The organism is Streptomyces lateritius (genome assembly GCF_014649715.1).
Taxonomy (GTDB): Bacteria; Actinomycetota; Actinomycetes; order Streptomycetales; family Streptomycetaceae; genus Streptomyces; species Streptomyces lateritius.
The window spans coordinates 59,445-71,967 of record NZ_BMTO01000009.1 but is presented as its reverse complement, the minus strand read 5'-3'; the positions used below and the strand labels follow the sequence as shown (position 1 = coordinate 71,967).

10 protein-coding genes are annotated in these 12,523 nt (G+C 72.0%); 1 reads left to right on the top strand and 9 read right to left on the bottom strand.

The genetic code is table 11. The features are described from left to right. Window positions 1–14: 14 nt before the first annotated feature. From IE136_RS19485 to IE136_RS19445, 9 genes are all read right to left on the bottom strand, one after another. Window positions 15–2,351 carry a xanthine dehydrogenase family protein molybdopterin-binding subunit gene (locus tag IE136_RS19485; protein WP_189600959.1) on the bottom strand — a complete coding sequence of 779 codons (2,337 nt, stop codon included), beginning with the start codon at window positions 2,349–2,351 and terminating at the stop codon, window positions 15–17. Beyond that, complete coding sequence (locus IE136_RS19480; protein ID WP_229818967.1) at window positions 2,348–3,667, bottom strand: (2Fe-2S)-binding protein; 1,320 nt, start codon at window positions 3,665–3,667, stop codon at window positions 2,348–2,350. Before IE136_RS19480 ends, IE136_RS19485 begins: the two co-directional genes overlap by 4 nt. Then, window positions 3,664–4,539 carry an FAD binding domain-containing protein gene (locus IE136_RS19475; RefSeq protein ID WP_158987771.1) on the bottom strand — a complete coding sequence of 292 codons (876 nt, stop codon included), beginning with the start codon at window positions 4,537–4,539 and terminating at the stop codon, window positions 3,664–3,666. Before IE136_RS19475 ends, IE136_RS19480 begins: the two co-directional genes overlap by 4 nt. A 238-nt stretch (window positions 4,540–4,777) precedes the next feature. Further along, on the bottom strand, window positions 4,778–6,481 hold the full coding sequence (locus IE136_RS19470) for a beta-N-acetylhexosaminidase (RefSeq protein ID WP_158987773.1): 1,704 nt from the start codon (window positions 6,479–6,481) through the stop codon (window positions 4,778–4,780). A 4-nt stretch (window positions 6,482–6,485) separates the two neighbouring features. After that, the gene (locus IE136_RS19465) at window positions 6,486–7,334 is read right to left on the bottom strand and encodes a carbohydrate ABC transporter permease (protein WP_158987775.1); all 849 of its coding nucleotides are present in this window, start codon (window positions 7,332–7,334) and stop codon (window positions 6,486–6,488) included. A gap of 37 nt (window positions 7,335–7,371) precedes the next feature. Further along, window positions 7,372–8,430 carry a carbohydrate ABC transporter permease gene (locus tag IE136_RS19460; RefSeq protein ID WP_229818966.1) on the bottom strand — a complete coding sequence of 353 codons (1,059 nt, stop codon included), beginning with the start codon at window positions 8,428–8,430 and terminating at the stop codon, window positions 7,372–7,374. Between the two features lie 16 nt (window positions 8,431–8,446). Further along, window positions 8,447–9,754 carry an extracellular solute-binding protein gene (locus tag IE136_RS19455; protein WP_189600958.1) on the bottom strand — a complete coding sequence of 436 codons (1,308 nt, stop codon included), beginning with the start codon at window positions 9,752–9,754 and terminating at the stop codon, window positions 8,447–8,449. Between the two features lie 220 nt (window positions 9,755–9,974). After that, complete coding sequence (locus IE136_RS19450; RefSeq protein ID WP_158987779.1) at window positions 9,975–10,262, bottom strand: DUF3039 domain-containing protein; 288 nt, start codon at window positions 10,260–10,262, stop codon at window positions 9,975–9,977. Between the two features lie 51 nt (window positions 10,263–10,313). After that, window positions 10,314–10,874, bottom strand: a complete 561-nt coding sequence (locus IE136_RS19445) for a YqgE/AlgH family protein (protein WP_162467830.1) — start codon at window positions 10,872–10,874, stop codon at window positions 10,314–10,316. Window positions 10,875–11,148: 274 nt separating this feature from the next. Here IE136_RS19445 and murA point away from each other — a divergent pair, with 274 nt between their 5' ends. Beyond that, window positions 11,149–12,489 carry a UDP-N-acetylglucosamine 1-carboxyvinyltransferase gene (gene murA / locus IE136_RS19440; protein ID WP_158987783.1) on the top strand — a complete coding sequence of 447 codons (1,341 nt, stop codon included), beginning with the start codon at window positions 11,149–11,151 and terminating at the stop codon, window positions 12,487–12,489. The last annotated feature ends 34 nt before the right edge of the window (window positions 12,490–12,523 follow it).

Here is a 12,523-nt window from a genome sequence, read left to right as displayed (position 1 = left end):
CGCGCATCACACGATTACGAATTGGGTACGCCCACCGCCGCCTGGGCCCTGATCGGGAGGCGGTTGACGGGGCGTCCGGTGGCCGCGCGTACTGCTGACGCGACTGCCGCCGGGGCTGTGACCACGGGGACCGCGCTCGCCGGTTTCGCGCCGAAGGGGGCGACCACGTCGCGTTCCTCGACCAGTTTCACGATGCGAATGTCCGGGGCGTCCAGGGATGTCGGGAGTGCGTAGCCCGTCAGGTCGGGGTGGCGGATCAGGCCGCGGGCCGTGCGGAGGTTCTCCGTCAGGGCCGCGCCGACGCCCTGCGTGATGCCGGCCTCGATGCGGGCGTTCAGCTGGGCCGGGTTGAGGATGCGGCCGACGTCCTGGGCGACGGCCATCTCCACCACCCGTACCGAGCCCAGCTCGATGTCGACGTCCACCACCGCGCGCACCGCGCAGAAGGCCAGGCCCACGAAGGCGTCGCCCTGGCCCGAGTCGTCCAGGGGCTCGGTCGGGTGGGGGCGGCACTGGGCCGTGGCCCAGAGTTCCTTGCCGTCCATGGCCTCGGCGACCGTCATCGACAGGATGCCGTCGTACGACGTGATCTTGCCGTCCGTGATCTGCAGCAGCTCCGTCGACATGCCGAACTTGTGGGCCAGCGGCTGGAGAAGCTGGGTGCGGACCATCTTCGCGGCCCGTTCCACCGCCCCGCCCGACACCCACGTGTGGCGGCCGTGCGTCGCCGGGCCCGCCGGGGGCTGGTCCGTGTCCACCGAGGCGACGTGGACCTCTTCCAGGCCCAGGATCTCCTGGACGATCTGGCGCGCCAAGGTCGAGAAGCCCGAACCCGTCTCCACCGCCGCGCAGAGGACCGTCGCGACCCCGTCCTGGACCTTCACGGTCGCCGTCGAGACCTCGTCCGCGCCCTCCGCGCCGAGCATGTGGACCATGCCGAGGGCGTAGCCGACGCCCCGGCGCACCGCGCCCGGTTCGCCCGCCCCCTCCGGACCGCCCGGGAGCAGCCAGTCCTCCTCCGGGGTGTCCAGGGGAAGGGCCGGCAGCGGGAAGTCGCGGACGGCGGCGAGGAGTTCGGCGACGGGCGCGGGGCACGTCACCGTCTGGCCGGTCGGCAGGATGTCACCGGTCGCCAGGACGTTCCGCAGCCGCAGCTCCGCCGGGTCGAGCCCGAGTTTCAGGGCGAGTTTGTCCATCTGCGCCTCGTAGGCGGCACACACCTGCATGGCGCCTTCGCCCCGCACATGGCCGGACGGCGGGTTGTTCGTACGGACCGCCCAGCCCTCGACGAAGGCGTGCGGGACGACGTAGGGGCCGCAGGCGAAGGAGACCGCCGCGGCCAGGGACTCCGAGGAGGCGTCGGCGTAGGCGCCGGCGTCGAGGAGGATCTGCGCCTCCACCTTCACCAGGCGGCCCTCCGCGTCCGCGTGGTGGCGGTAGCGCAGCAGCGTCGGGTGGCGGTGGGCATGGCCGAGGAAGGACTCCTCGCGCGTGGCGGTGAGCTTGACCGGGCAGCCGGTGCGCAGGGCGAGGAGGCCGAGCGGGATCTGAAAGCCGGGGTCCTCACGGTCGCCCGTCGCGCCCGGCACGCCCGTGACCACGACCTTCACCTGGTCGGGCGGCAGGCCGAAGCAGGCCGCGGCCAGGTCCCTGTCGGTGTGCGGGTCGGTCGACGCGGTGTAGATCTCCACCCCGCCGTCGGGGCGCGGTACGGCGAGGCCCGCCTCGGCGCCGATCGGCGCCGGGTCCTGGCGTCCGATCCGGTACAGCCCCTCGACGACGACCTCGCCCGTCGCCCCCTCGTCGCCGAAGCGCAGCGGGATGTGGCGGATCAGGTTCCCGTCCGGGTGCAGCGGCTCGGCCGCGAATGCCTTCTCGGGGTCCGTGACCGGTTCGAGGATCTCGTACTCGACGGCGATGGCCGCCGCCGCGAGACGGGCCGTGTCGGGGTGGTCGGCGGCCACGGCGGCGATCGACTCGCCGTGGTGGCGGACGAGTTCGGAGGCGAAGACGGGCCGGTCGGCGACGGTACGGCCGTACGCCGGCTCCCCCGGCACGTCGGCATGGGTCACCACGGCCCGTACGCCGGGCATCTCGGCCGCGGCCGTGGTGTCGATCGAGAGGATCCGGGCGTGCGGGTGCGGCGACCGCAGGATCGCCGCCCACAGCAGCCCCTCGGCCCACAGGTCGGAGGCGTACGGGAAGGTGCCCTCGGTCTTGGCCCGCGCGTCGGCCGGGGAGAGGGAGGCGCCGATGCCGTGGGCGGGCGCCTCCTGCGCGGGGCCGTCGAGCGCCGGGACCGGGGCGCCCGCGGCGGCGCCGGTGGTGGCGGTGGTCGCGTCGCTGCTCACGCCATGCCTCCGTCGTGCGGGTGGGGGATCTGGTGCGGGATGGGGGCCTCGTCCGCGGCCTCGTTCGCCGCGGCGGTCGCCGCCGCGCTCGCCTCTCGTTCGGCGACGACCTCGCGTACGGCGTCGAGCACACCGCGGTAGCCGGAGCACCGGCAGAGGTTGCCGCAGAGGGCCTGGCGGGCCTCCAGCTCGGTCGGGGCGTGGTTGCCCTCGAGCAGGTCGTGCACGGTCATGGCCATGCCCGGGACGCAGAATCCGCACTGGACCGCGCCGCACCGGGCGAGGGCGCGCTGCACGTCCGACGGCTCACCGTCGGACGCGAGGCCCTCGACCGTCCGCACCTCGCTCCCGGCGGCGGTCGCCGCGGGCACGAGGCAGGAGGCGACCAGCCGGCCGTCGACCTGGACGTTGCACGCGCCGCACTCGCCCTGCGAGCAGCCGTCCTTGGCGCCGGCCAGACCGAGCCGCTCGCGCAGGACGTAGAGCAGCGACTCGCCGATCCAGGAGTCGGTGACGGGGCGGTCGGCGCCGTTCACCCGCAGGACGTACGAGGTGTGCGGGTGCTCGTCGCTGTCCGCGCTGTTGCCCGTGGAGACCGGCACGGCCGCCGGTTCGGGCACGGCCGCCGGTTCGGGCGCGGGCGCGGGCACGGAATCGGGCGCGGGCTGGGGCTCGGGCGCCGCCGCGGGTTCCGGTTCCGGTACGGGTGCCGCTTCGAGTTCCGGTCCCGGTGGGAGATCCGGTGCCGCTGCCGAAACCGGCTCGTCGACAGGCGCCTCCGGCTCGGGCTCCGGCTCCTGTACCGCCCACGGCGCCGGCGCGCCCCCCGGCAGGGTCGCCGGGGCGCTGCTCGCGTACTGCGCCAACATCGACGCCGTGTACTCGCCCGATTCATCCGGGAAGTCCACCGCATCGGAAACGACCGGAATCTCCCACTGGCCCGTGGCCGCCCCCGACGCGGCGGCCGCCTCGGCCTCCGGGAAGCTCCACTGACCCGTCGCGTGCGGGTCCACCCCGTGCGGATCAGTGTCGTGCGGCTCGGTCGCCTCCGCCGCCGTCGGCAGCTGCACCACCCACGAGCCCGTCGCCCCCGGGTCCGTCGCCACCACGGGCGTCAGCGGGGTGATCATCGGTGGTACGTAGCCGTGGCCGGGCGCCTCCAGCGGGACGCCGTCGAGCATGAACTCCGGCGGCAGCTGGACGAAGGCGGTGGCGTCGCCGTCGTACCCCTCGCTCTGCGGGATCGGCTGCCAGCCGCCCCCCTGGCCGTGCTCAGGGTCGTGCTCATGGCCATGGCCGTGGTGTTCGTTGCTCACGACAGCGCCCTCCCCAGTGCCCGTCGAGCCAGCGCGGCGACCGTGCGCCGCAGGTGCAGTACGGCCGGGGGCAGCTGCTCGTCGCCCGGCGGGTCCGGGATGCAGGCGGCGGCCACGTACTCACCGAAGGCCGTCAGCGCCTCCGGGGCCAGTCCGCGCTCCGCGTCCCAGTCCACCAGCGAGGCGATCCAGTGCTCCGCCTCCAGCGGGCGCAGCGGCATCGGGGCGATCGCGCCGACCGCGCAGCGCACCCCGCGCCGGGCCGGGTCGAGGACGACGGCGACCGAGGCGGTGGCGCGGGCCGGGCCCGTACGGCCCGTGGCCTTGAGGAAGACCTGGGGGGCGTGCAGCAGGGGTACGCGGACGAAGGCGACCAGTTCGCCGGGGGCCAGCAGGTCGCGGCCCGCCAGCAGGTGGGAGATGGGGATCTCGCGGGTGCCGAGCGGGCCCATGACCACCAGGTCGGCTTCCAGGGCGGCCAGGACGGGCAGCGAGTCGCCGGTGGGGGCCGCGGTGACGATGTTGCCGCCGAGGGTGCCGGCGTTGCGGATCTGCGGCGGTCCGGCCGCGCGGGCGGCCGCGGCGAGGGCGGGGATGAGGGCGGCGAAGTCGGGGCGGCCCATCCGGGAGTGGGTGAGGCCGGCGCCGAGCAGGGCGTGGCCGTCCTGGTACTGCCAGCCGCGGATCTCGTTGATCCGGCCCAGGCCGACGAGCCCGGCCGGCCGGAGGTGGCCCTTGTTGACGGCCGCCATCAGGTCGGTGCCGCCCGCGACCGGTACGGCGGCGGGCATGGCGGTGAGCGCCGCCACGGCCTCGTCGAGCGAGGCGGGCAGCGTCACGGACTGCGCCGTCTGTGGTGCGTGCGTGGTCAACCCGCTGCCCCTTCCCGGTGTCCCCGGCGGTCCCCGACCGTCCCCGGCTGTCACGCCTGCGCCGGCAAGCGTGTGTGGCCGTACCGTACGTGCTCACAGCCCGGACGTGGCAACTCTGGCACATCTTCCGAGCCGTCCGACGCGAGGGTCCACGAAGGATGGTTCCGTCCCGGACGCCCCACCCCTGACGGTAACTTCCGTTTTGCCGCTCTTGGGTGACGTCGGGGGGCGAGGTGTCTCACACGTTCGGGGGCGCCCCCTCGATGGGGCGGCCGGCCACCCCGGGGCGCCGCTGCCAGGGCCGCGGGCCGGTGGGCGGCCGGTGGTCGACGCCGAGGGCGTCCAGGCGCCGGTAGTGGACCGTCACGCGGCGCTCGAAATCGGCGAAGTCCCGCTCGGCCGGTGCCGGCAGGGCCGACCAGGCGACCTCGGCGAAGGCGGCGAGGCGCGGGAAGACCTGGTAGTCGACGCGGGCCCGGTTCTCCATCACCTCGGTCCATACGTTGGCCTGGGTGCCGAGGACGCGGGTGGCCGCCTCGGGCGGCAGGGACGGCGGCACGGGCTCGAAGCGGTAGACGTCCTCCAGGGTCCGTACGTACCCGATGGGCATCGGCTCGTCGTCGCCCGGTGCCTGACGGTGGTCCAGATAGACGTGCTGTTCGGGGCACATGACGACGTCGTGTCCGGACTCGGCGGCGGCGACCCCGCCCGCGTAGCCCCGCCAGGAGGAGACGGCGGCGCCGGGCGCGAGGCCGCCCTCCAGGATCTCGTCCCAGCCGATGAGTCGGCGTCCGCGCTCGGCGAGCCAGCGGTCGAAGTGGCGGACGAACCACGACTGCAACTCGTTCTCGTCGGCGAGACCAAGCTCCTCGATACGGGCCTGGGCCGTAGGGGACCTCCTCCACTGGTCCTTGGGGCACTCGTCACCGCCGACATGGACGAACGGCGAGGTGGCGGCCGGGAAGAGGTCGAGGACCTCCTCGAAGACGCCCTCGTAGAAGCGGAGGACCGCGTCGGTGGGGGCGAGGACGTTCGGGTTGACGCCCCAGGTGTCCCAGACCGTGAGGGCGCTCGTGTCGACGACGTCGGTGTTGCCGAGTTCGGGATACGCGGCGATGGCGGCCTGCGAGTGGCCGGGGACGTCGATCTCGGGGACGACGGTGATGTGCCGCTCGGCGGCGTACGCGACGATCTCGCGGATGTCGTCCTGGGTGTAGTACCCGCCGTGCGGTGTCTCGTTCCACAGCGGCGACGCCCGGTGCCCCCACTTGGTCCGCGCCCGCCAGGCGCCGACCTCGGTGAGCCTCGGGTGACGCTTGATCTCGATGCGCCAGCCCTGGTCGTCGGTGAGGTGGAAGTGGAAGACGTTGAGCTTGTGCGCGGCGAGGAGGTCGAGGTAGCGCAGGACGTCGTCCTTGGGCATGAAGTGCCGTGCCACGTCCAGCAGGAGGCCCCGCCAGCCGAAGCGGGGGGCGTCCTCGATCGTGATCGGCGGGAGGCTCCACGCCTCCTCCCGGACGGGCGCCCTGCGGTACGCCTCGGGGCCGAGCAGCTGGCGGAGGGTCTGGGCGCCCCAGAAGACTCCGGCGGGACCGCCGCCCTCGATGACGACGGCCGCGCCGCCGACCGAACCGCCGCCGACCGAACCGTCGGCGGTCGAGTCGTCGACGGAGAGGCGGTACCCCTCGGGGCCGCGCTCGCGCGCCGTCTCCTCGCTGATCCGCAGCCGGATCGCGCACGGCCCGGCACCGTCGGCGAAGGGCAGCCCGGTGGCGGCGCCCAGGGTGGTCCGCAGCCAGCGCGCTGTGGACTCGGTGCCGGGGCCGGCGTCGAGGGTCGTCCGCTCGTCGAGCGAGACGTACCCGGGGGCGCTCCCCCGGTGCTCGACCGACAGGGGTGCGGGGATGAGGTCCTGGCCGGGAATCAGGTCTGTCTCGGACATCGCGTCAGTCCTTCACCGCCCCGCCCAGTCCCGAGACCAGACGGCGCTGTACGAGTACGAAGAAGACGAGCACCGGGATCGTCATGACGGTGGACCCCGCCATGATTCCTCCCCAGTCGTTCTCGTCCGGCTTGAAGAAGACCAGGAGAGCCATGGGGAGGGTCGACTGCGAGACGTCGCTGATGAGGAAGGACTTCGCGAAGAGGAAGTCGTTCCAGGTCGAGATGAACGAGAAGACGCTCGTCGCGACGAGCCCCGGGAAGACCAGCGGGAAGAGGATCTGCCACAGGAACCGGGTGCGGCTCGCGCCGTCGATCTGGGCCTGCTCCTCCAGCGCCTCCGGGACCGCCTTCACGAATCCGCGCAGCATCCAGATGGCGAACGGGAGGGAGAAGGCGATGTGCGGGAGGATCAGCGAGCCCAGCGTGTTGAGCTGGCCGAAGTCCCGCATCAGGAAGAACAGCGGGATGGTCAGGGCCTCGATCGGCACCATCTGGGCGACCAAAAACATGATCAGCAGCGTTGTCCGGAAGCGGAACCGGAACCGGGTGACCGCCGTCGCGGCCAGGAAGGCGATCAGCGCGGAGGCGAGGACGACCGCGCTCGCCACGATCAGCGAGTTGAGGAAGTACCGGCCGAACTCCTGCTGCTCGAAGACCCGGCGGAAGGAGTCGAGGGACGGGGACAGCGTCCAGGGCCGGGGGCGGGCCGACTGGACCTCGCCCGCCGGCTTGAAGGCCGAGAGGACCATCCAGTAGAGCGGGAAGGCGACGACGAGGGCGACGAGGAGGGCGCCGGCCTCGGCGGCGAGCCGTCCGGGTCGGCGGGGCAGCCGGATGCGGAATGCGCTCACAGTCCTTCTCCACTCGGTTCGCGGCTGAGTTCCCCGTTCACAGTTCTTCTCCCTGGCGGCGCAGCAGTCGGAGGTACACCAGCGTGACCGCCAGCAGGATCAGCAGCATGACCACGCCGATGGCCGAGCCCAGGCTGTACTGCGACGAGGCGAACGCCTTCTGGTAGGCGTACACGTTGAGGACGAGGTTCTGGCCGGCGATGCCGCCGCCGCCCGTCATCACGTAGATCTGGGTGAAGACCTTGAAGTCCCAGATGATCGACTGGATCGTGACGACGACCAGGATCGGCCGGAGCATCGGCGCCGTGACCGAGCGCCAGATCCGCCACTGCGAGGCGCCGTCGAGGGCGGCGGCCTCCAGGACCTCGCCCGGGATGGCCTTGATGCCCGCGTACACCGTCACCATCACGAACGGGAACGAACACCAGACGACCTCGAAGAGGACGAGCGCGAAGGCGCTGTAGCGGCCGTACGTCCAGGAGAAGTCGCCAAGACCGAGCAGCCGGTTGACGGGGCCGTGGTCCGGGTCGAAGAGGAAGACCCAGACGGTGGAGCCGGTGACGGCGGGGGTGGCCCAGGCGCCGAGCGCGGCGAGCATGAGCGCGAGGCGGGGCAGAGCCCGTACGCGGCTCAGCAGGACCGCGAGCGCGCAGCCCACGGCCAGGGTGGTGACGACGCAGGCGGCGGCGAAGAGGACGGTGGCGAGGAGGACCTGCCAGAACTGGGGGTCGGAGAAGAGGGCGGTGTAGTTGCCGAACCCCTGGAAGGTGGTGGGCTCACCGCCGCTGACCTGGGCCTGGGTGTACTCCAGGAAGGAGATGAGTCCGAGTTGGTAGATGGGGTAGATCAGGAGCCCGCCGAGGACGACGAGCGCGGGGAGGAGATAGAGCCAGGGCGTCCAGGGAGAGCCGCCCCGGGGCCGCCCGGAGTCCCCGGAGCCCTTGCGGGGCCGCGCCGCCTGCTGGGCGGCCGGCCGGGCGGGCCCCTTGCGGGGGCGGGGGACTTCCGGGATGCCCGCCCCACCGCCCGCCGCCCCACCGCCCGCCGCGCCACGGCTCGGCGCCCCGCCGTGCCTCGTACCGTTGGGAGCCGTCATCGTCGTCGGCCCGTGGTCATCGGCTCGCGGCCGCGAAGGCCGCGTCCATCTTCTTCGCGGCGTCGTCCGAGGCGGTCTTCACGTCCTTCCGACCGCTGACGACCTCCTGGAACATCGTCGGCAGCACGAGCGAGGCGTCGATCTGACCCCAGCCCGGGGACGTGGGGACGAACTCGGCGCCGGCGTCGAGGGAGTCGATGAACGGCTTCACGAAGGGCTCCTTCCGTGCGGCCTGCGCCCGTACGTCGGTGTAGGTCGGCAGAAAGCCCATCGCATCGAAGAGTTCACCCTGCGTCTTCTTGCCGGCGAGGGACTTCATCAGGTCGACGGCGAGCGTGTGGTGCGAACTGCTCTTCAGCACACCCAGGTTGTTTCCGCCGGCGAAGGCCGGAGCGATCGAGCCCGGTGTCACGCCCGGCAGCGGCACCACCGCGTACTTTCCCTTCACCGTGCCCGCCTCGACCGCCGCGTGGCTGAAGTCACCGCCGATCGCCATGGCGGCCTTGCCCGAGGCGAAGGCGGTGACGGTGGCGTTGCCGCCCATCTGCGCGCACTTGGCGGCGGGGCAGTTGTCGTCGCCGAAGAGCGAGGTGTAGGAGGCGATGCCCTTGCGGGCGGCCTCGCTGTTGACGGCGGCCTTGTACGACGCGCCTTCCTCCGTCGCGAGTTCGCCGCCGTTGGCCCAGATGAACGGCATCGCGCCGTAGGTGTACGCGCCGCCGACGGCGATGCCGTACAGCTCGGGCCTGGCCTTGCGGATCTTCTTGGCCGTGGAGATCAGCTCGTCCTGCGACTTGGGGGCGCTCAGGCCGAGTTCCCTGAAGACGTCGGTGCGGTAGTACAGGGCGCGTACGCCGACGAAGAGCGGGGCGCCGTAGATCCTGCCGTCGACGGTGACCGAGGACTTGGCGGTGGGGTCGGTGTCCCCGGCGTCGGCCCAGGCGCCGAACTCGGCGGTGATGTCGGCGAGGCCGCCGTCCTTCACATAGCCGGCGGTGTCGGTGTTGCCGTACTCGATGAGGTCGGGCGCCGACTTCGGGTCGTTGAAGGCGGCCTTGACGCGCTGGGCGCGGGTGTCGACGGGGATGTACTCGACCTCGACCTCGGCCCCCTTGTTCCGCTGCTCGAAGTCGGTGACCGCCGCGTCGACGACCTGCTTCTTGGGGGCGTTGTTGACCTCCTGGAAGAGCCAGACGCGCAGGGTGCCGCTCTTCTCGTCCGTCGCGGCCTTGCCGTCGGAAGTCTGCGGGGCGCAGGCGGTGGCGGTGAGGCCTGCCAGCGCGAGGACGGTGACCGGGGCGGCGATTCGGGCAGAAAGCTTCATACGGGGGCTCCCACCAATCGGCATTGCAGCCCGCTCGTTGCAGCATGCGCAACGGGCGTTTCGTGCTGCACAACACGCGAGAGGTTAGGCCCGGACCACCGCCCGGACAAGTGGTCTCAACCACTCTGTGACCGCCGGAAGCACCCTGTGCAACGCGAAACGGCCCCCGGCGCACGTACCGAAGCACGCGCACCGGGGGCCGCCCCGAGGCAGGAACGTCCTACTTCTTGTCCTTGCCGCCCTTGTCCTTGTCCCCGCCGGGACCCATGGACTCGTAGATCTCCTTGCACATCGGGCAGACCGGGTACTTCTTGGGGTCGCGCCCCGGCACCCAGACCTTCCCGCACAGTGCCACCACGGGAGTGCCGTCGAGGGCACTCGCCATGATCTTGTCCTTCTGGACGTAATGGGCGTAGCGCTCGTGGTCGCCGTCACCGTGGGACACCTGCGGCGTCGGCTCGACGAGGGTTCCCGTTCCTGCCCCGCGCTCGGGCTCGAGAGTGCTCATAAGTAGCAAGGGTACTGAAGCGCGCCCCCTGCCCGCGCCGCACCGCGCGTCTCAGTTGAGCGACGGGTCGTCCGGATACGTCGCCACCATCGCCAGGTCGCCGCGCTGGCGGCGCAGGACCTCGCGCCAGAGGGACTCCGGGCGGGGTGAGGAGACGTCGCCGGGTTCGGACTCGACGACGTACCACGCACCCTCGCCCAGCTCCGTCTCCAGCTGGCCCGGGCCCCACCCCGCGTACCCGGCGAAGATCCGGAGCGAGCCGAGCGCGGGGCCGAGGAGCTCGGGCGGGGCCTCCAGGTCCACCAGGCCGATCGCGCCGAACACGCGCCGCCACCCCAATGGACCCTCGTCGCCGGGGATCACCGCGATGCCGAGCGCCGCGTCCAGGGAGACGGGGCCGCCCTGGAAGACCACGCCCGGTTCGCCGGCGAGGTCGGCCCAGGGGGCGAGGATGTCGCCCACCGTCACCGGCGTCGGCCGGTTGAGGACAACGCCGAGCGAGCCCTCGTCGTCGTGGTCGAGGAGGAGCACCACCGCGCGGTCGAAATTGGGGTCGGCCAGGGCGGGGGTGGCGACGAGCAGCCGTCCTGTGAGCGAGGACACCTCGGTCATGCGACACATGATCCCGCATCTTCGGCTTTCGCGGGGGCTGTCCGGCGCGGTGAGCCTCGTCCGCGCACCGGCGCAGTTCAGGAGGGAAGGGCACGGATGGGCGGGCCGATCGGGGGTAGAAGCGGACGGTGACGCTCCGCAAGATCGTATGAACAGAGGGTGTTGTGCCGAATTCATTACATCTGCGGGCCCCCCTCGGACTGACATCGGAGGGCTTCTCCCCCCTTACCCTTTTCCCTGGCCCCCTGCCCGACCTCTCCGGAACGCGAGATTCATGACCGGCACAGACGATGTACTGCTTGTCCACGGCGGAACCCCGCTGGAGGGCGAGATCCGCGTCCGCGGCGCGAAGAACCTCGTGCCCAAGGCGATGGTCGCCGCCCTGCTCGGCAGCGGACCGAGCCGACTGCGCAATGTGCCCGACATCCGTGACGTCCGCGTGGTGCGCGGACTCCTCCAGCTCCACGGAGTGACGGTCCGCCCCGGCGAGGAGCCGGGCGAGCTGGTCCTGGACCCGACGCACGTCGAGTCCGCCAACGTGGCGGACATCGACGCCCACGCGGGTTCGTCGCGCATTCCGATCCTCTTCTGCGGCCCGCTGCTGCACCGCCTCGGCCACGCCTTCATCCCGGGCCTGGGCGGCTGCGACATCGGCGGCCGGCCGATCGACTTCCACTTCGACGTGCTGCGCCAGTTCGGCGCGACGATCGAGAAGCGGGCGGACGGCCAGTACCTGGAGGCCCCGCAGCGGCTGCGCGGCACCAAGATCCGGCTGCCGTACCCCTCGGTCGGCTCGACCGAGCAGGTGCTGCTCACGGCCGTTCTGGCCGAGGGTGTCACCGAGCTCTCGAACGCGGCCGTGGAGCCGGAGATCGAGGACCTGATCTGCGTCCTGCAGAAAATGGGCGCGATCATCTCCATGGACACCGACCGGACGATCCGGATCACCGGTGTCGACCGGCTCGACGGCTACACCCACCGGGCGCTCCCGGACCGCCTGGAGGCGGCCTCCTGGGCGTCGGCGGCGCTGGCGACCGAGGGCAACATCTACGTCCGGGGCGCCCAGCAGCGCTCGATGATGACCTTCCTCAACACCTACCGCAAGGTGGGTGGCGCCTTCGAGATCGACGACGAGGGCATCCGCTTCTGGCACCCGGGCGGGTCGCTCAACGCGATCGCCCTGGAGACGGACGTGCACCCCGGGTTCCAGACCGACTGGCAGCAGCCGCTGGTGGTGGCCCTGACCCAGGCCGCGGGCCTCTCCATCGTCCACGAGACGGTGTACGAGTCCCGGCTGGGCTTCACCTCCGCGCTGAACCAGATGGGTGCCCACATCCAGCTGTACCGCGAGTGCCTGGGCGGCTCGGACTGCCGCTTCGGCCAGCGCAACTTCCTGCACTCGGCGGTCGTCTCGGGACCGACGAAGCTCCAGGGCGCCGATCTGGTCATCCCGGACCTGCGCGGCGGCTTCTCGTACCTGATCGCGGCGCTGGCGGCGCAGGGGACCTCCCGCGTCCACGGCATCGACCTGATCAACCGCGGCTACGAGAACTTCATGGAGAAGCTCGTCGAACTCGGCGCCAAGGTCGAGCTCCCGGGCAGCGCGCTGGTCTGAGGCACTCCCCCGACCCGTACGGGCCCGTGTACCG

What these genes read in the sequence shown, in the direction of transcription:
- IE136_RS19470 (WP_158987773.1), bottom strand. Translation starts at nt 6,481, where the DNA reads ATGTCCGAGACAGACCTGATTCCCGGCCAGGACCTCATCCCCGCACCC.
- IE136_RS19460 (WP_229818966.1), bottom strand. Translation starts at nt 8,430, where the DNA reads ATGACGGCTCCCAACGGTACGAGGCACGGCGGGGCGCCGAGCCGTGGC.
- IE136_RS19455 (WP_189600958.1), bottom strand. Translation starts at nt 9,754, where the DNA reads ATGAAGCTTTCTGCCCGAATCGCCGCCCCGGTCACCGTCCTCGCGCTG.
- IE136_RS19450 (WP_158987779.1), bottom strand. Translation starts at nt 10,262, where the DNA reads ATGAGCACTCTCGAGCCCGAGCGCGGGGCAGGAACGGGAACCCTCGTC.
- IE136_RS19445 (WP_162467830.1), bottom strand. Translation starts at nt 10,874, where the DNA reads ATGACCGAGGTGTCCTCGCTCACAGGACGGCTGCTCGTCGCCACCCCC.
- murA (WP_158987783.1), top strand. Translation starts at nt 11,149, where the DNA reads ATGACCGGCACAGACGATGTACTGCTTGTCCACGGCGGAACCCCGCTG.